Genomic DNA, 17,222 nt, shown 5'->3' on the forward strand with positions numbered 1-17,222 from the left:
GTTCGCCGAAAGTCTAAGGTTTCCGAGAGAGCGGATTATCCACTCAGGGTTAGTCGGTCCCTAAGTCGAGGCCAATTGGAGTAGACGATGGAAAACAGGTTGAATATTCCTGTACCGCTTAAAAGCGTTTGAGTGATGGGGTGACGCAGGAGGATAGGCTGACTTGACATATGGTTCGTCAAGCTAAGCACAAAGGTAGGTTCTAATGGTAAATCCGTAGAGCCGTTATAAACTGAAGTGTTATGGGCATTCTGATCCCTAGTGGAGAAGTGTGTTCAGTTGATTCCACGCTGACTAGAAAAACCTCTAGCGAGTTTTTGAGCGACCGTACCGTAAACTGACACAGGTAGACGAGTAGAGAATACTAAGGCGTTGAGATAACTATCATTAAGGAACTCGGCAAAATAGCTCCGTAACTTCGGGATAAGGAGTGCCTACGACGTGCAAGCGTCTGTAGGTTTCAACAAAGAGGCCCAAGCGACTGTTTAACAAAAACACAGGGCTCTGCAAACTCGAAAGAGGAAGTATAGAGTCTGACGCCTGCCCAGTGCTGGAAGGTTAATAGGAGGGGTTATCCGCAAGGAGAAGCTCTGAATTGAAGCCCCAGTAAACGGCGGCCGTAACTATAACGGTCCTAAGGTAGCGAAATACCTTGTCGGGTAAGTTCCGACGCGCATGAATGGCGTAACGACTTGGGCGCTGTCTTGATGATAGACTCAGTGAATTTGTAGTATCGGTGAAAATGCCGATTACCTGCGGCTGGACGGAAAGACCCCGTGCACCTTTACTATAGCTTGACATTGATTTTTGGATAAGTCTGTGTAGGATAGGCGGGAAACTATGATGCTAAGACGCAAGTTTTAGCGGAGTTGTCCTTGAAATACCGCCCTTATTTGTTTAGAAATCTAACTCTGATTGTCCGTAATCCGGACAGAGGACATTGTCTGGTGGGTAGTTTGACTGGGGTGGTCGCCTCCCAAAGAGTAACGGAGGCATTCAAAGGTTCCCTCATAGCGAATAGAAATCGCTTGTAGAGTGTAAAAGCAGAAGGGAGCTTGACTGCAAGACATACAGGTCGAGCAGGTGCGAAAGCAGGATTTAGTGATCCAGTGGTTCTGTATGGAAAGGCCATTGCTAAATGGATAAAAGGTACGCCGGGGATAACAGGCTGATCTCCTCTAAGAGTTCACATCGACGAGGAGGTTTGGCACCTCGATGTCGGATCATCGCATCCTGGGGCTGAAGAAGGTCCCAAGGGTTTGGCTGTTCGCCAATTAAAGCGGTACGTGATCTGGGTTCAGACCGTCGTAAGACAGGTCGGTCCTTATCCGCCGTAGGCGCAGGGTATTTGAGAGAGGCTGTCCTTAGTACGAGAGGACCGGGATGGGTAAACCTCTGGTGTTCCAGTTGTTCCCCAAGAGCAACGCTGGGTAGCCAAGTTTATAAGAGATAACCGCTGAAAGCATCTAAGTGGGAAACTCGTCTCAAGATTAGATACCCCGTGAACTGAAAGGTTCACATTAAGACTCCTTGTAGACTACGAGGTTGATAGGCTGGATGTGTAAGTACAGTAATGTATTAAGCTAACCAGTACTAATAAGTCGAATGTTTTAATCACTGTTTTAATTTTAAAACGTAGTGAAATAATTGCAGGGTATGTGTTTCGTAGCTTCGTGTTATGAAACGGTATTTAACAGTAAATTACAAACATTTTATTGGAAACACATTCGTGTGTTTTCATAAATGGATTACAAGAAAAAATATTTGAAAAATTTCTGGTGCGTATAGCTTTGGGGAAACACCCGTTCCCATCTCGAATACGGAAGTAAAGTCCAAAGCGCTGATGATACTTGGCTGGTAACGGCCCGGGAAAGTAGGTAGCGCCAGTTTTAAAATTCCCCGGAATAAACCCCGGGGAATTTTTTTGCTTAATTTAAACAATTTTTCTGCTTAATTTGAGCAGCTTGAAGAATTAAGCTGGGTAAAAAACTAATCTTTCATGTTGATTGAGTAGTTTTTAGCTCAATTTTTTGGTTTAGTTGTTAACATTTAAATTTTTTCTACTAAATTTTCTACTTCTTTTTCACTTTCGCTAATATCTTTTTTAATATCTGACCACAAAGTATTAGATTTTTGTACTTGTTTTTGTGGGGCTTTTGGTGTTTTCTTAATAGTTTTTGTTGTTGTTAATGTTACTAATTGCTTGTTTGTTATTGGAGTAGTTTGTTTTTTAGTTGGGATTTTTAATGTGATAGCTTGTTTAATTTTTCCATATTTAAGGGGTAATCGATATACAGGGCTAGCTATATTTTGTTTTACTAATTTGTTAAGTGAAGCCTTTTGGGCTGTTGTTGGATTTTTGATTGCTTCAGCTCGTCCGGTTTGCATTTGCAAATCCCAAGTGCTTTTTGGCATGGCGTTTATCATGATTGATGCATTTTTAGGGTTTGCAGGAGGTAAGATATAAACAGTTTTAACTGTCTGATTTGGAGCAATTTGAACTATTTGCATCATGCCACCATGCGTTTGCTTTGTTCCTGCTATTGGATAAAAATAAGATATTTGAACAGTGCTAGGCTGAGCGCTTTTAGGTACGTAAAATTTTACAAATTTACCTGATTTTTGAACTGTTTTTGGTAAAGCTTCATAAATTTGACCTTGGTAATTTGCTTGACTCAGCGAGTTAAAAGCTGATTGCATGCAATAGGGTGTTGAAATAATTAGTAGCGTGACCATGAGTTTTATTGATACTTTCATAGAAAATCTCCTCTTTGAAACAATTTTATACTTATAGCTAATCATACACTTTCAGTTTGACAGAGATTTAATGCGTAAGACAAGGGTTTTTGAAAATAAACCTATTCAATATTGATGACCTTCTGTAATCTATTTTCTTATTGATTAACTACAACGAAAGAAATAATAATATGAAAATTAAAGTTTTGGTCTTGGCGGTATGTGTTTTTGGTGGCTCTGAAGTCCGCACTATGCTTCAAAAATCTGTGCCCATTCCATATAAAAAGATTGTAGACATGGCTGGGGTTGCTGATTTGGTTAGATATTATGGATTCAAGGTTCACAAGTATTCTCATACCGAGTTTCGGGCAGATAGAAAAGATCCTAAAGTATTTTCATTAAGCGCCTTGGATGAAAATATAAAAATAGATGTTTTGCCTTCTATGCTTTATATCATTCGAACTAAACACGAAATTCATAATACTATATATGATTGTGGGCAGCAGGTAGAAGAAGTGTTGGATGTTCATATGCGAACGTCCATTGTAGATGGATTTGACCGATTAGTTAGTGTAATTGAAAATTATTTAGATGGTCGCTGAGTTCGGGAAATTAATGGGTCATATAGAATTTGAAGCAAAATTTTTTATCGACGAAGAAAAACTAAAACAAAAAGTTCAAGATTGTGGTGGACTATCTGTTCGCAGTAACGGTTTAATGCGGCGATTTGTTTTTGGGATTTCAGGTAAAAAAAATCAATGGATTCGTGTCCGTGATGAAGGTGAGTACGTAACTTTAACCATAAAATCTTTTGATCCAACTAAAGGTATTGATGCTGTCAGAGAGCTTGAAATTAAGGTTTCAGATTTTGATACAGCAGTGCAAATGCTTCAAGTTTTAGGGTATGAAAAATCTTTATATGTCGAAAATTACCGAGAAATTTGGAAGTTAAATGATTGTTTGCTTATGTTTGATCTATGGCCTGGGATCGATCCGTTTGTAGAAATTGAAGGTCCAAGCAAGCAGTCGGTTGAAAAAGTAGCTGAGTTGTTGGGGTTAAAAATAGAGCATGCGATGTACGGACCAAACCGTCTTTTGTACGAAAAAGCGTATGAAATGTCGCCTGAAGAGTTTCAAAACTTGCAAGAATTAACCTTTAAAACTACTCAAAATTGGGTTAAAAAGACCTAGGGGCCTTTTTAAAAATGTGTATTTTTTGGCATACTGTTTAGTGTAAAAAGGGCCATCTTTCATAGGGTTTTAATATGTTTTTTAAAAAAAATCAGTTTTTTTTCTTTCTTTTTTTTATTGGTCACTTCGTAAGTGGTCAAACTATATGTGGTCAGATCGCACGTGTAGAGGCTTGCAGCGCGCAAAAAGCAACTGTTCAAACTCAACCACGTGTCACGATTTATGTGCACGGAACCACTACGAAATTGGGCTTAAAATTTCTAAGTAAATTTTGCAAAGAAGTAAGTTTTGGGCGTCAAGGAGTTCATCATATCGATCAATTGCCCGAATGCGCACTACTTAGAAAAGATGCTGCTTTGCTCCAGCAGAAAGATCCTGAGCGATTTGATATTGAGCATTTTTATACCTTTGGCTGGTCAGGACAGTTAAGTTTTAAGGCCAGAGAAATTGCTGGAAAACAGCTTTTCGGTGACCTACTCGCGTTGTTGAAAGATTATAAAAATAAATATGGCGTTTGCCCACAAATCAGAATAATGACCTTTTCTCATGGTGGAAATGTGGCTCTTAACATGGTGAAGAGTTTGCCGTTCTTTCCTTGCGAAAGTGTCTATCTAGAGCTTATTATCGTTGCTTGCCCCGTTCAGAAAGTTACTGAAAAATTGATCGAACATGAATGCATTAGTCAGTCGTATGTAATCTCATCAACGCGCGATTTACTGCAGGTGGTTGATTTTTATAAGTTCGAAAATAAGCGACATTTTCCCGAGCGATTTTTTAACAATCAAAAAACTAATTGTTGCCAAATCGAAGTTAAGATTAACAATCGAGGGCTAGGCCATATCGATTTAATGAGATCTTTTATGTTGCATCTTCCTTACGCGCTGAAGACAGCCGATTCGTCGCTCCTACGTCAACCTTACTCGCATCGCGAGGTGCTAAGTGACTTGGTTCATGGGTCTTGTTGCTCAGTCATCCCATGTGCAATTGATGATCCATGTTTTAGATTCTACAATGTTTTCAACCTGCCAAAAGTGGTTCGAGGCATACGAAAACCTGAAAAAATTTCTAAGAAACAGAAGAAAAAACATCATAAAAAAGTTAATCAATCTCAGGGATAAAAATTAAAAATTTTCTACTCAAAAATAAAAAACCTGCGACTTTTAAATCGCAGGTTTTTAAATGCTCAATTTGCCGTGTCCGCTTTATTTTGAACCGAAAAGTTCAATTTCAAAAATCAGTGTTGCGTTGCCAGGAATTGAAGCTCCTGCGCCACGTGCACCATATCCAAGATGTGGTGGTAAAATGACAATGCGTTTTTCGCCAATGTTCATTTTAGATACGCTGATGTCCCATCCTTTAATCACGTAGCCCATACCGAGTGGAAATTCGAAATGTTGGCCACGATCAACGCTGCTATCAAACTTTGTACCAACTTTGTTTTCGCCATCAAGTAACCAGCCTGTGTAGTGAACTTTTACTGTTTCACCAGAGAATGGTTTTTTGCCTTCGCCAACTTTTGTAATTTTGTGGTGAATGCCAGTGTCTGACTTGGTAAATGTGCTTAAATCGAGAGTGTCGCCTTGTTTGATGTTCATAGATAAACCTTTGTTTTTAGTTGTTTTAGTATTGTCTTTGGTGCACGATGTGAGCCCGAGTGAGCAAATTGCACTGAGTAGTAAAAAATGTTTTTTTGCATTCATGAAAAGATCTCCTTGTTTTAATGGGTATGGGTTTGTTTTTGAAAAGAAAGGTAACTATAAACTTGATGGTTGTCAATTTTTTAAGATTTGTTTGATCGACATTGAACTAAACTTTTGCTACCTTGTAGCCTTGATGTATCGTTATATCGGCACGAACAGCTTTAATCAAAAGTAATGTGAAATATGAAAAAAATAATCTTACTCAGTGCTACTATTTTTTGTCTTTACTACGCAGTCTTTGCTCAAAAAGATAATCAATCATTATTTTCCCAAGCAAACAATCATTTTATGCATGGTCAATTTACATTGGCACGTGAAAATTATGAAAAAATAGAAGACAAAAACCCTGCAGTTTGGCAAAACATCGGCAATTGCTTTTTTAATGAAAAAAAATACGCTAACGCTCTGGTCTGTTGGAAGCGAGCTCAATTTGGTGCAAGCTGGAAGCAACTGGGACAGATTTTTTCATCAGAGATTTTAGCCTTGAAAGCTTTACGTTTACCACTCGATCCTTGGTGGAAATATGAAATTAAAAGAATAATAATGATAACACCAATTCTTGCATGGCAAATTATATTGTTTGTTTTATTGTGTTATTTGTTTATTGTCTCTTCTCGGTATTGGTACATTTCAAGTTTTGTGTCGCGCAAACATAAAGAAACAGGGTTTGTATTGTTTGGCATTTTGATTTGTTGTGCAATATGGTACGGACAAACAAGAATCTTTAAAAAAGGAAGAGCTATAGTTGTTAAAGAAAAAGTTATGGTGCATGCTGGTCCAGAAAAAACTTTTCACAGCAAATATCAATTGCCCATTGGCAGTCAGTTATGTGTGATTGGTAGAGAGCAAGGCATGGATAACGTAGTGTATAAAACAGAACTTGGTAAAACAGAGCGTGGATGGATTGTCCCAGATTTTATTGAAATAGTGTAAAAAATATGAAAAATCAAAAAACAATTGTTGTTGTAACCTATTTTGCAGTGCTAGCTGTTACTATCGTAATTGCTGGTTTGTTATTTTCCCAATATCGATACTTTAAGCAAGAAGCTCAAGAGCTATCTCAAGTTAAAGAAGCGTATTATCAACACGTTGAAATGTTGAAACGTAGTTTAAATGCTTCAATGGTTCAAGATGAAGAAGAAGAGCAAGATAGCGAAGGCGAAAAAAAAAAAATAACAAATGACAAACTTGGCAAGCAACCGTTTGTAACCATAGATTTTACCGTTGACGCTGAGACCGAAGAGGCGCCTTCTGAATTTCAAATAATTAGCAAGGAAGAAGAAGATCTTTTAAATGCGATCAAATCAAACATAAAAAAACTTCGTGCTGTTCCGGTTGTAAAACATAAAAAAGTACCAAAAAAAGCTTTTTATAAATCGCTGAAAAAACCAACTAGATATGCTCCGCAACGTGACTTTGTATTCCGTTGGCCAGTAGAATTATCAAGCTTTTGGTTGAGCTCTCTTTTTGGTCCACGTAAAAGACCAAATGGTCATATTGAATTTCATCAAGGAATTGATATGGCAGCAATGCGAGGCACTCCTGTAAAAGCTGCGGCCGGAGGTAAAGTTATTTTTGCTCAAGCAGCCTCAGGATATGGAAATTGTGTCATGATTGAACACAATAATCGCTACAAAACACGCTATGCTCATCTGCACCGCATTTGCGCGCGTCCTGGACAAATTGTTCAAGAAGGTGAACGTATTGGAACTGTTGGCGATACAGGACTGGTCAGAAAGTCAGGACGAGATGCTTCTCATCTTCATTTTGAAATTATTCAAGAAGGCCGTCGCGTTAATCCATTAATCTTTTTATTTTAGTAGGCATGCTACATAAATTGAATGGGTCCTCGTCATTTTGTTATGACAATTTTATTTAATGCAGTAGAATAATTGAAAATTGAAAAATCTTTAAAGATATAAGGAAGACGTATGAAAGATAGTATTATTCATCGAATTATTCGTTGGTACAAAAGGCCAAATAAATCTTACATAGCAGACCTTGTTGAATCACTTATCGTCATTATTCCTGTCGTTTTTCTCATCAAAACGTTTGTGTTTGGTTTGTACCAAGTGCCAACCTGCTCTATGGAAACAACTATGCTTGTTGGAGAACGGTTTCTTGCTGATAAAGTTACTCCATTTTTCTCTGCTCCAAAGCGTGGAGAAATTGTTTCATTTAACGTGCCAACATATCCATATTCTTCAAATAAATTAGTGAATTTGTATCAACAATACGTATCTTGGGATGTGGTAAATTATACCAAACGCGTTATTGCTGTGCCGGGCGATCATATCCAAGGCAAAATCGAAGATGGCAAGCCTGTAGTTTATTTGAATGGTGAAAAATTAGATGAGCCTTATTTAAATAAATATCCAATTATTTATGTGCCGATAAAAGAAAATGAATTTACGTATAGATCGTATGATCCTTCTAAATCGCTACAGGACCAACCATTTTATGACTTTACTCCTGTAGAAATTGCTCGTGGAAAAATGTATGCGCGTGAGCATAGTATTTTATACCCAGGGACTCCTGCTGGGCATGGAAGAGATATAGATATTTACGATGTGTATCTTGGTAAAACTGAATATTGGATGATGGGCGATAATCGCCAAGGAAGTTCAGATTGCCGTGATTGGGGACCTTGGGATACTAAAAAAGCATTATTTCATGGAAGAATTATTTTCAGAATTTGGTCTATCGATAGCAATGAATCATGGTGGATTGTTGATTTGATCAAGCATCCAGTTAACTTCTGGAAACGTGTTCGTTGGTCAAGATTTTTCCAAGTTATGCATTAATTGACGATAATTTATAAAAAGTAACGATTTAGAGGTTGTATCAATATGAAAAAGTATGCTATAGTAAATGTAAAGAATTCAAAATTCTTTTTTTCTTTGATAATTTTTGCAACATTCTTTCTTTCAGGGTGCTGGAGTTCTAAAACAGAGGACTCAAAATTAGTTGTTATTAACGTGCTTGATGCAGCTAACCATGAGGACTGTCACATGACAGGCTCTATCAACATTCCATTTGAAAGTCTTGAAGATCAGATGAAAAGTTTAAATAAAAAAGATCGTTATGTTCTTTATTGTTCAAACTATGCATGTAGCGCAGCGCCATTTGCAGCAAGCATGATGAAAGAAGCTGGCTTTGAAAATGTTAGATTCTTCCATGGTGGAATTGCAGATTGGTACCAAAAAGGGTTACCTTGCACAGGAAAAGCGCAGATGGAATATCTGAAAGAAGAAAATGAGCCACTCAGCGAAGATGGTCATCCGGGAGCTATAAATATATCTCTTGATGAATTAAAATCTGAAATGGCTTTAGCAAAAATGTTTTAGTTTGTTTGAAATAAAGTTCATAGGGCGACATAGCCAAGTGGTAAGGCACGGGTCTGCAAAACCTTCACCCCCGGTTCGATTCCGGGTGTCGCCTCCAGTCTTCGCTCTTACGAGCTACGCCTAGGCGCCGCCAGTACAGAAGGTTATAAAAAACATTAACTTTGAAGTATTGGATAGAAGACTGCCTCGGCGAAGTTGTAAACGTAGCCGGACTTAATTGAAAAAATAAAGATTTGAAATATACATTAAATTTGTGTGCCGAGGTGGCGAAATGGTAGACGCAAAGGACTTAAAATCCTTCGGGAGTAATCCTGTGCCGGTTCGAGTCCGGCTCTCGGCACCAGCTTTCGCTAAAGCTTCAGCTGGCATGGCCATAGCTGAATGCAAAAAGCAATAATCGAAGAGATAAGCTTTGAAATGCAATGCGAAAGCTGCCCGCCATAGTAAGCAAGCGATCGTGTCCGGCGTAGCCTCGCGCGAAGCCTGGATAGCTTGACACATAGGCTGGGCGATAAAAATAAAAAGTCATTTCAATTGAGTGACTATCTTTGATCCCAATAATTCTGAAATAAAATTGAAAAACGATGTTTGTATGCATCCTTCGTGTTTGTAACAACTCGTTATTTCGTAGAGCCCGCACCTTAATTGGTCGCGGGCTCCTTTTTTTAACTTTTTTATTCCTTTCCAAAGAAATCTTGACAAATGATTTTGGAATATTAGATTAGCCCTTGTACGAGTTTTTTCCTTGGCTGGATAAAAAATTAAGGATATTGTAATGAATAAAGCAGAATTGATTGAAAGCATGGCAAAAGTAAGCAAACTTCCTAGAGCAGCTTGCAAAAGCGCACTTGAAGCGTTTGTGGTTTCTGTTGGCACAGCATTAAAACAAAGCAAAACAGTTTCACTAACTGGCTTTGGTACGTTTGTAACTATGAAACGTAAAAGCCGTGTTGGTGTAAACCCAGCAACTGGTAAAAAAATGCAAATTCCTGCGAAAAATGTTCCGAAATTTAGACCAGGCAAAGCTTTAAAAAGCTTAGTTGGATAAACTAACTAAAAAGAGAGGCTCTAAGAAATTAGAGCCTCTCTTTTTTTTGTTCTACTACGCTAGAAAGCCTCAGCTTTTTAACGTAGCGGATAAGTAGCGAGTAGAACGTTACGACGAAGTTCTTCGAAGCCATAGGCGTAGTAGAAAGTAAATGATCTTACGAAGTAAATGAACAAAGTGAATACATAGTAAGAGAACTACATAGTAAGGTAGCTTAGTGCAATTTTTCTTGAATTATGATAATAAATGTTTTTATACTCAACGTTTTAAAGAGTGATAATATTAAAAGTTGTCCAAAGAAAGGAATAATAAAGTGGAAGTCTCTAAACCTGAAGGTTTTTATCAAATAGTAAAAAGTTACTTTGAGGATTTTTGGACGAGAATTAATATTTCATCTCGTGACATTATTACCTATGTTTCATGTTTTGGTGCAGGATTTTTACTGGGGGTTATCATAAAGCGCTATGGTAAATGGATCGTAACTATTGTGGTAGCGTCGATTTTAGTTCTTTTAATACTTGATTATTTTGAATTTATTACGATACACCAAGAAAAAGTTAAAGCATTTTTAGTGCTGTATAACATTCAAGATTTTGATTCAGTAATGATAAAAATGAAAGAATATGCAATTGAGTTAGGAATTATTTTACTGGGAATATTATTAGGTTTTAAATTAGGTTGAAATAAAATTATGGAAAAAAAACAAATATTCGTTTCTCGTTTAGCAGACCAATTAGTTAAACAAGGTGCAATGCAAGAAGCTGAAGCTGAGTCACTTGTTAACGAATTTAAAGGCCGCAGCACAGCAAGAATTGATGATATGTTGCTTGATGAGGCAACTCTTGATCGTGAAACTTTACTTAAAGCTTTGCAGGGAGTTTTTGGACTACCTCCTTTTGATGTACGCGGTTATTTTTTTAATCATCAGTTATTGTTGCTTTTCCCAAAAGATTTTTTGCTCAAAAAAGGAATGATACCTGTAGATACTGATGACGATATGATGACTGTTGTTATGAGTAATCCTGAAGATGAGCAAGCAATTGCTGAGTTTGGTAATTACGTTGCATATACTCTTAATGTCTATGTTGGAATTGAACGCGATATTATTGATGCTGTAGAAGAATATTACGATGAAGATATCGTAACATCTGAAACTCATGAACAAATGGAAGATATCTCTGAAGATGGCCAAGAAGATTCAGATATTATTGATTTGCCATAAGCGACGATTTATTAATCGTCGTCCACCAGCCTTCGCTTGCAGCTTTGGCGGGCACGGCCGGCTTGCCTGTGCGCCGTAGCCTTGGCCTAGGAGTAAACGGGGATCCAGCAATAAAATTTCCTTACAAATTGATTTAAAAGAAGAGTGGCTTTAAAAGGGCCGCTCTTTTTTTGTGCAGAGGCCGTAATTTGATGTTTTTTGATGATCAGGGTACACTAAAAAGAGTATTTAAAACCTTTTGTAAAAGCAAAAAATGTTATCAATCAAAAATTTTTCTGTAGCCATCAATGGCTCTCAAATTTTAAATCAATGCAATTTAGAAATTCAACCTGGCACGGTACATGTGCTTGTCGGTCCTAACGGTTCTGGAAAAAGTTCTTTAGCGTCAAGCTTGATGGGGCATCCAACGTATGAAATTACCCAAGGAGAGGTTCTTTTTGAGGGTCAGGATATCGTAACAGTACCAACTCATATCAAGGCGCAAAAAGGTTTGTATCTTGCTTTGCAGCATCCGGTAGAAATCAGCGGTCTTGCTGTTCTTAGTTTTTTAAAAGAAATTTCTGCTATTGCCCTTAAAAAAACTGAGCCAGTTGTCACCGAGACAGTGCCTGAATTTTTAGAGCGCGTAAAACCGCTGCTTGCAATAGTCGGTTTACCTGACTGCATTTTGACACGATTTGTTAACGTTGGATTTTCTGGCGGTGAAAAAAAACGTTTTGAACTACTTCAAATGCTACTTTTGCAGCCCAAGCTCGCAATTCTTGATGAAATCGATTCCGGTGTGGATGTTGATGGTTTAAAAATGATAGCCAATGGACTTTTATGGTACAAGCAAAATAATCCACAAGCTTCTTTTCTTATTGTGACGCATTATCGAAGAATTTTAGAATTTATAAAACCTGACGTAGTTCATGTCATGATCGACGGACAGCTTGCCTGTACCGGTAGTAGTGAGTTGCTTGATGATATTGAGGCGAGAGGGTACGGGTCGTATGCAAAAAGGTCTGAATAAAAAAATAGTTATACAAATCTCTGAGCAAAAAAACGAACCAGGATGGATGACCGATTTCCGATTGAAATCTTTAGAAATTTTTGAACAAAAGCCTATGCCAAGTTGGGGAGCGAATCTTTCCGGCTTATCAACTGATGACATCTTTTTTTACGTAAAACCTGTCATGGAAAAAGAACGTGACTGGGACCGTGTTCCTGACGATATTAAATCAACGTTTGAAAGATTAGGTGTTCCTCAAGCAGAGCGGTCAATGCTTGCAGGAGTGAGTGCTCAATTTGAATCAGAAGTTATTTACAAACGTTTAAAGCAGCGTTGGGAAAAAAAGGGTGTTGTTTTTCTCGATACCGAATCAGCACTACGTGAGTATCCTGAGATTTTTAAAAAATATTTTTCAACGATCATTCCCCCGCACGATAATAAATTTGCAGCATTAAACTCTGCTGTGTGGAGTGGTGGTAGTTTTGTGTATATTCCTTCTGGGGTGTATGTTGATCAACCGATGCAGGCCTACTTTAGAATTAATTCACAGAGCATGGGACAGTTTGAGCGCACGCTTATTATTGCTGAACCAGGAAGCTTTGTGCACTACGTTGAAGGTTGCAGCGCGCCAGTTTACCGCTCGAGCTCTCTTCATAGCGCTGTCGTTGAAATTGTAGCGCTTCCTGATGCTCATGTGAGGTACACGACCATTCAAAATTGGTCCAACAATGTGTATAACTTGGTGACCAAACGTGCCCATGCACATGAACGTTCAACGGTTGAATGGATTGATGGGAATTTTGGTAGCAAAGTAACCATGAAATATCCATGCATTGTGCTTAAAGGTGCAAAAAGCAAAGGACAAATTGTTTCTATTGCAGTAGCTGGTAAAGATCAGCATCAAGATTCTGGTGGAAAAATTATTCATTTGGCTGACGATACTACCTCAAACATTGTTGCAAAATCGATCAGTAAAGATGGTGGTCGGTCAAGCTATCGCGGCTTGCTTAAGGTTGGAAAAAATCTTTCAGGGATTGTATCACGCGTGCAATGTGATGCACTTTTATTTGATGAAACTTCTCGTAGTGATACGTATCCTGTTGTCGATATTGCATCAGAAAATGTTGATATTGGTCATGAAGCATCGGTGAGTAGAATTAGCGATGAACAATTATTTTATTTGATGAGTAAAGGTTTATCTGCGCAACAAGCGCAAGCGATGATTGTTAATGGTTTTATTGATTGTTTTGTCAGTATGCTTCCTATGGAATATGCTGTTGAAATCAATCGATTGATTGAGCTTGAGATGGAAGGTTCGATTGGATAAAGATACGGGTAGAGAATGAATAAAAAATTTAATTTAAATTAAAAGGGAAAAAATGTTGGTTGTAGATCAAACTATTACGGTTGATGAATTAAAAGAAATGGCTGCCAAAATGTTTGGTGGCATGATTAAAGCTGTGGTTGATTTAGAAAAAAGAATCATGGTTATCGATGGTGAAATGCATGGTGATGAAGAATTTTATTGCATCATTGAATTAGGATCACAGCAAGAAGATTTGTGGGGTATTAATTTATATCCTTCTAAGGCAAAACGGGAACATTGGATTGAATTTGATTCAATGATCAATGTACGTCCATCGTCTGGAAATAAAAGTCGAAAAGTTGAGAATGTCGGTATACAAAAACAAATTGCTGAGTTAGTAAATACATTGGTGATCTACAATGATCGTGCATAAACAAATGGCCGCGGGCCGCTGGTTTGAAATGTCACTTATGGAGCAACTTGCTAACGTTGGTTGTGATGTTTCGCTTACAATATCATGGAAGAAAAAAGATGACCTTGAGCTGAGTCAGCAAGCATTTGCTAGGGCTTTAGAATTACTGGACTTAACCATATCTGACCCAAAATATAAAAATACGGGAACGTTGAAAGAGCTTGTAACGATGCGTGAAGCGTTGGTTGATTATTTTACGGGTAATAATGAAATTGGTTCTAGCGACGCATTATGGGAAAATTATTTTTATCGATTTAATTACGGCGCAGCATTGCAACAGGGCAAATAGATAATTGTATGACACAGTGGTTGAATTCTTTTGATGTTGAGCAAAAAATTAATGTAGCGCAAAATAATGTTTGCCGCGTAAAACATTCTATTTCTTCAGCTTCTCAAAAAATATTTGTTGTGCTTGAGCAGGGTGTGCAATGCACGTTTCATGTACAGGATGAATATCTCATTTCTCGTCATCCCCAGCCGTCGCCGTTGGCTATGGCGGGCGCAGCCGGACCTAGTAATGAATTCAGTAATAAAAAAAGTTCTGATTCATCACAACAACAAACCATTGAGTATCATTTTGTGCTGCACGCAGGCGCCAAGCTTGAATTTTTGGTATCGTTGATCGAGTCTTTAAATCTATCGATTTTGATTTACGTGTACCTGCAGGGTGATGGTTCACAAGCATCCATCAAAGGAATATACGCTTTAGATCGTGATCAAAATATTTCTATCAAAACGTTTCAATATCACAGCGGGCCACGCACTAAAAGTAATTTGGTGATAAAAGGGATGCTCAAGGGTAGAGCTCAAGCTGTGTACGAAGGTTTAATTTTTATTGGTGAGCAGGCAAAGAAAACTGAAGCATCCCAGGAAAATAAAAATATTTTACTCAGCAAACAAGCAAAAGTTATTTCTATTCCATCTATTGAAGTTTTACAACACGATGTGCAATGCTCTCATGGAAGCGCGATTGGAAAATTTGATGACGAGCAGCTGTGGTATTTGCAAAGCAGAGGGCTGAGCAAACAAAAATCTTATGAGCTTTTAATAGAATCATTTTTTAAAGAGATCGTAGAAAATTTTGAAGATAGAAAAGTAATGGAGAGACTATGTCAAAAAATGATTTAAAATCACTGCGAGTACAATTTCCTATTTTTAAGCAAAAAGTTAACGGGTATCCGTTTATTTATTTTGACAGTGCATCAACAGCTCAAATGCCACAATCAGTAGTCGACAATATTGTTGAATATTACACAACGTATAAATCAAATGTAGGCCGAGGTGTGTATACCTTTGCCGAAAAAGCAACGGCGGCATATGAATCAGCTCGAGATAAAGTAGCTCAATTTATTGGCGCAAGCAGCAAAGAAATTATTTTTACTTCAGGGGCAACAGAAGGTATAAATTTAGTGGTCTGCGCATGGGCTGAGCACGCATTGCAAACTGGTGATGAGATTTTGGTATCAGCTGTAGAACATCATTCAAACTTTGTACCATGGCAGCAGTTAGCTTTACGTAAAGGATTAAAGCTTACCGTTATGCCTGTAACTGATCAGGGTATTGTTGATTTAGAAGTTTTTAAAAAACATCTCTCAGTAAAAACAAAGTTGGTTGCAATAGTTCATACATCAAACGTTTTGGGCAGCACCAATGATGTAGCAATTATCACAAAACTAGCTCACGCTGTAGATGCAAAAGTAGTAGTTGATGCAAGTCAGTCTGTGGCTCATCAGCGCTTAGACGCTCTAAAAATTGGTTGTGACTTCTTAGCATTTTCAGGTCATAAATTATTCGGGCCAACAGGGGTCGGAGTTTTATTTGTAAAAGAATCGATGATACCAGAAATGGTAGTCAGCACGTTTGGTGGTGGTATGGTTTTTTCAGTAGAAGAAAAAAATTCAACGTTTAAAGAGTTTCCTCACAGCTTTGAAGCTGGAACACCAAACATTGCACAAGTTATTGGGCTAGGTGCTGCTGTTGACTTTGTTCAAGAAAATATTGATTTTGTACAACTTGCAGAGCATGAAACAATGCTGACTCAAATGGTACTTGATGGTTTAAAACCGCTGAAAGATATCGTAATTGTGAGCAGCGTATCATCAGACAATGGGCACGGCCACTTAGTTACATTTTACTCAAAGACGCATCACGCACATGATATTGCTGCATATCTGGACCGGTTTGGCATAGCCATTCGAGCAGGGCATCATTGCGTGCAACTATTTCACCAATCGTGCGGGATTAATGCTTCAGTTCGTGTCAGTTTTTCTTTATACAACACGAAGGAAGAAGTTGGGTTTTTCTTAGATTGTTTAAAAAAACTAATTGGTTAAATTCGTACACTAAATCTGTGTAAATTTTTTGTGATATCTTCATGATAGCTATGACTGTATAAAATGAATTTATAGCCATACGGTTGAGCTTTAGAAACAAATTTTTGTTCAGTTTCAATCCACAGTGCTTGGTCAGGTTGGGTGTCTGATAGTTCTAAGACTTTTTCGTAATAATCTTTATAAGGTTTTAACAAATGCAGATCACTAGAGACATAGACGCCACTAAATAATCTGAATAGATCTTTAAATTTAGATTTTAACGATGAAATATGCGCCCAGTTGCCGACAAGATATATTTTGTAACCACTTCTTTTCAGTTTTCCTATGAGAGTTTCTATTTTTGATGAAACATATTGTATGTCTGTCAGACTGCTAGAAGTAAGCATCATGTTGACGATTGAAAGAAGAACTTTTTTTTCAATGTCAGAAATATTTTTATTTTTAAAATATTTTTCAATGCTATCACTCACTTTTGATGCTGATTGTTTTGCTGAAAGCCAGTCTGAAAAAATTAAAGGCATTTCGAGATTTTTATTGTACGTGACTTGAGTCGATACAGCTTTGATTGGTTTGAGTTGTTTGAATAAATCTTCTTGACGCGGAATATGTCCAACTTCGGCCAGATACCGTATTGAATCGAACTTTCCAACATAATTAGATGCACGCAGTGAATCAGCTTGAAAGATTGCTTCAACGTCAAAAAAAATAGAGGTAATAGGATCAGCTTTTAAAAGATCGGAAATTAAAATAAGCGAAAGAAAAAGAGTAAGGATTATTTTTTTCATACGTTTCCATTTTTATTTTTAATATTTATTTTTTTATGAAAGAAGCAGACTTGTTAGTTATTGCAAAGATAACATTAAGCTTACATTTTCA

The 17,222-nt window shown here is 37.6% G+C and carries 19 protein-coding genes, 2 tRNA genes and 2 rRNA genes (1 of these 23 running past the window's edge); 20 read left to right on the forward strand and 3 right to left on the reverse strand.

Annotated features, from left to right (window positions below; genetic code table 11):
• Window positions 1-1,618 (forward strand): 23S ribosomal RNA (locus tag WC747_02160) (it extends 1,383 nt beyond the left edge of the window).
• A 156-nt stretch (window positions 1,619-1,774) separates the two neighbouring features.
• Window positions 1,775-1,889 (forward strand): 5S ribosomal RNA (rrf, locus tag WC747_02165).
• A 160-nt stretch (window positions 1,890-2,049) separates the two neighbouring features.
• On the opposite strand, the gene WC747_02170 is transcribed toward rrf, so the two are convergent.
• The gene (locus WC747_02170; GenBank protein ID MFA5998796.1) at window positions 2,050-2,757 is read right to left on the reverse strand and encodes a hypothetical protein; all 708 of its coding nucleotides are present in this window, start codon (window positions 2,755-2,757) and stop codon (window positions 2,050-2,052) included.
• A gap of 170 nt (window positions 2,758-2,927) precedes the next feature.
• On the opposite strand from WC747_02170, the gene WC747_02175 reads away from it, so the two are divergent.
• From WC747_02175 to WC747_02185, 3 genes are all read left to right on the forward strand, one after another.
• Entirely contained in the window at window positions 2,928-3,338 is a 411-nt protein-coding gene (locus WC747_02175) for a hypothetical protein (protein MFA5998797.1), read from the forward strand.
• A 13-nt stretch (window positions 3,339-3,351) separates the two neighbouring features.
• Window positions 3,352-3,927: a class IV adenylate cyclase gene (locus WC747_02180; protein MFA5998798.1), complete on the forward strand. Its 576-nt coding sequence runs from the start codon at window positions 3,352-3,354 to the stop codon at window positions 3,925-3,927.
• 74 nt (window positions 3,928-4,001) lie between these two features.
• Window positions 4,002-5,045 (forward strand): hypothetical protein, encoded by a 1,044-nt coding sequence (locus tag WC747_02185; GenBank protein ID MFA5998799.1) that lies wholly within the window; start codon window positions 4,002-4,004, stop codon window positions 5,043-5,045.
• A gap of 84 nt (window positions 5,046-5,129) precedes the next feature.
• On the opposite strand, the gene WC747_02190 is transcribed toward WC747_02185, so the two are convergent.
• Window positions 5,130-5,627, reverse strand: a complete 498-nt coding sequence (locus tag WC747_02190) for an FKBP-type peptidyl-prolyl cis-trans isomerase (GenBank protein ID MFA5998800.1) — start codon at window positions 5,625-5,627, stop codon at window positions 5,130-5,132.
• Between the two features lie 183 nt (window positions 5,628-5,810).
• Here WC747_02190 and WC747_02195 point away from each other — a divergent pair, with 183 nt between their 5' ends.
• The 15 genes from WC747_02195 to WC747_02265 all read left to right on the forward strand — a co-directional run bounded on the left by WC747_02195 (window position 5,811) and on the right by WC747_02265 (window position 16,346).
• On the forward strand, window positions 5,811-6,560 hold the full coding sequence (locus WC747_02195; protein MFA5998801.1) for a tetratricopeptide repeat protein: 750 nt from the start codon (window positions 5,811-5,813) through the stop codon (window positions 6,558-6,560).
• Between the two features lie 5 nt (window positions 6,561-6,565).
• A complete protein-coding gene (locus WC747_02200; protein MFA5998802.1) occupies window positions 6,566-7,447 on the forward strand; it encodes a M23 family metallopeptidase in 882 nt (293 codons plus the stop codon).
• A 111-nt stretch (window positions 7,448-7,558) separates the two neighbouring features.
• Window positions 7,559-8,431, forward strand: a complete 873-nt coding sequence (lepB, locus tag WC747_02205; protein ID MFA5998803.1) for a signal peptidase I — start codon at window positions 7,559-7,561, stop codon at window positions 8,429-8,431.
• Window positions 8,432-8,476: 45 nt separating this feature from the next.
• Window positions 8,477-8,974, forward strand: coding sequence for a rhodanese-like domain-containing protein (locus WC747_02210; protein ID MFA5998804.1), 498 nt, complete (start codon window positions 8,477-8,479; stop codon window positions 8,972-8,974).
• A 23-nt stretch (window positions 8,975-8,997) separates the two neighbouring features.
• A tRNA-Cys gene (locus tag WC747_02215) sits at window positions 8,998-9,071 on the forward strand.
• A gap of 160 nt (window positions 9,072-9,231) precedes the next feature.
• Window positions 9,232-9,317: transfer RNA gene (locus WC747_02220), tRNA-Leu, on the forward strand.
• Window positions 9,318-9,749: 432 nt separating this feature from the next.
• Window positions 9,750-10,022 carry an HU family DNA-binding protein gene (locus WC747_02225; GenBank protein MFA5998805.1) on the forward strand — a complete coding sequence of 91 codons (273 nt, stop codon included), beginning with the start codon at window positions 9,750-9,752 and terminating at the stop codon, window positions 10,020-10,022.
• Between the two features lie 313 nt (window positions 10,023-10,335).
• On the forward strand, window positions 10,336-10,704 hold the full coding sequence (locus WC747_02230; protein ID MFA5998806.1) for an FUN14 domain-containing protein: 369 nt from the start codon (window positions 10,336-10,338) through the stop codon (window positions 10,702-10,704).
• Window positions 10,705-10,713: 9 nt separating this feature from the next.
• Window positions 10,714-11,244 carry a hypothetical protein gene (locus WC747_02235; protein ID MFA5998807.1) on the forward strand — a complete coding sequence of 177 codons (531 nt, stop codon included), beginning with the start codon at window positions 10,714-10,716 and terminating at the stop codon, window positions 11,242-11,244.
• 253 nt (window positions 11,245-11,497) lie between these two features.
• The gene (gene sufC / locus WC747_02240; GenBank protein MFA5998808.1) at window positions 11,498-12,256 is read left to right on the forward strand and encodes a Fe-S cluster assembly ATPase SufC; all 759 of its coding nucleotides are present in this window, start codon (window positions 11,498-11,500) and stop codon (window positions 12,254-12,256) included.
• Window positions 12,237-13,562: a Fe-S cluster assembly protein SufB gene (gene sufB / locus WC747_02245; GenBank protein MFA5998809.1), complete on the forward strand. Its 1,326-nt coding sequence runs from the start codon at window positions 12,237-12,239 to the stop codon at window positions 13,560-13,562. Before sufC ends, sufB begins: the two co-directional genes overlap by 20 nt.
• 52 nt (window positions 13,563-13,614) lie before the next feature.
• Window positions 13,615-13,974 (forward strand): DUF5674 family protein, encoded by a 360-nt coding sequence (locus WC747_02250; GenBank protein MFA5998810.1) that lies wholly within the window; start codon window positions 13,615-13,617, stop codon window positions 13,972-13,974.
• On the forward strand, window positions 13,961-14,302 hold the full coding sequence (locus tag WC747_02255) for a hypothetical protein (GenBank protein ID MFA5998811.1): 342 nt from the start codon (window positions 13,961-13,963) through the stop codon (window positions 14,300-14,302). Before WC747_02250 ends, WC747_02255 begins: the two co-directional genes overlap by 14 nt.
• A gap of 8 nt (window positions 14,303-14,310) precedes the next feature.
• Window positions 14,311-15,141, forward strand: a complete 831-nt coding sequence (locus WC747_02260; GenBank protein ID MFA5998812.1) for a SufD family Fe-S cluster assembly protein — start codon at window positions 14,311-14,313, stop codon at window positions 15,139-15,141.
• On the forward strand, window positions 15,123-16,346 hold the full coding sequence (locus tag WC747_02265; GenBank protein MFA5998813.1) for a cysteine desulfurase: 1,224 nt from the start codon (window positions 15,123-15,125) through the stop codon (window positions 16,344-16,346). The genes WC747_02260 and WC747_02265 overlap by 19 nt, the downstream gene beginning before the upstream one ends.
• Here WC747_02265 and WC747_02270 read toward each other — a convergent pair.
• A complete protein-coding gene (locus tag WC747_02270; GenBank protein ID MFA5998814.1) occupies window positions 16,343-17,131 on the reverse strand; it encodes an HAD hydrolase-like protein in 789 nt (262 codons plus the stop codon). The two genes, WC747_02265 and WC747_02270, sit on opposite strands and share 4 nt — an antisense overlap.
• Window positions 17,132-17,222: the final 91 nt, after the last annotated feature.

Source organism: Candidatus Babeliales bacterium, from assembly GCA_041660205.1.
Taxonomy (GTDB): domain Bacteria; phylum Babelota; class Babeliae; order Babelales; family Chromulinivoraceae; genus JACPFN01.

Coding starts and splice junctions, on each gene's coding strand:
- WC747_02170 (MFA5998796.1), bottom strand. CDS start 2,757: ATGAAAGTATCAATAAAACTCATGGTCACGCTACTAATTATTTCAACA.
- WC747_02225 (MFA5998805.1), top strand. CDS start 9,750: ATGAATAAAGCAGAATTGATTGAAAGCATGGCAAAAGTAAGCAAACTT.
- WC747_02250 (MFA5998810.1), top strand. CDS start 13,615: ATGTTGGTTGTAGATCAAACTATTACGGTTGATGAATTAAAAGAAATG.
- sufB (MFA5998809.1), top strand. CDS start 12,237: ATGCAAAAAGGTCTGAATAAAAAAATAGTTATACAAATCTCTGAGCAA.
- WC747_02180 (MFA5998798.1), top strand. CDS start 3,352: ATGGGTCATATAGAATTTGAAGCAAAATTTTTTATCGACGAAGAAAAA.
- WC747_02175 (MFA5998797.1), top strand. CDS start 2,928: ATGAAAATTAAAGTTTTGGTCTTGGCGGTATGTGTTTTTGGTGGCTCT.
- WC747_02265 (MFA5998813.1), top strand. CDS start 15,123: ATGTCAAAAAATGATTTAAAATCACTGCGAGTACAATTTCCTATTTTT.
- WC747_02190 (MFA5998800.1), bottom strand. CDS start 5,627: ATGAATGCAAAAAAACATTTTTTACTACTCAGTGCAATTTGCTCACTC.
- WC747_02185 (MFA5998799.1), top strand. CDS start 4,002: ATGTTTTTTAAAAAAAATCAGTTTTTTTTCTTTCTTTTTTTTATTGGT.
- WC747_02210 (MFA5998804.1), top strand. CDS start 8,477: ATGAAAAAGTATGCTATAGTAAATGTAAAGAATTCAAAATTCTTTTTT.
- WC747_02200 (MFA5998802.1), top strand. CDS start 6,566: ATGAAAAATCAAAAAACAATTGTTGTTGTAACCTATTTTGCAGTGCTA.
- lepB (MFA5998803.1), top strand. CDS start 7,559: ATGAAAGATAGTATTATTCATCGAATTATTCGTTGGTACAAAAGGCCA.
- sufC (MFA5998808.1), top strand. CDS start 11,498: ATGTTATCAATCAAAAATTTTTCTGTAGCCATCAATGGCTCTCAAATT.
- WC747_02260 (MFA5998812.1), top strand. CDS start 14,311: ATGACACAGTGGTTGAATTCTTTTGATGTTGAGCAAAAAATTAATGTA.
- WC747_02255 (MFA5998811.1), top strand. CDS start 13,961: ATGATCGTGCATAAACAAATGGCCGCGGGCCGCTGGTTTGAAATGTCA.
- WC747_02235 (MFA5998807.1), top strand. CDS start 10,714: ATGGAAAAAAAACAAATATTCGTTTCTCGTTTAGCAGACCAATTAGTT.
- WC747_02195 (MFA5998801.1), top strand. CDS start 5,811: ATGAAAAAAATAATCTTACTCAGTGCTACTATTTTTTGTCTTTACTAC.
- WC747_02270 (MFA5998814.1), bottom strand. CDS start 17,131: ATGAAAAAAATAATCCTTACTCTTTTTCTTTCGCTTATTTTAATTTCC.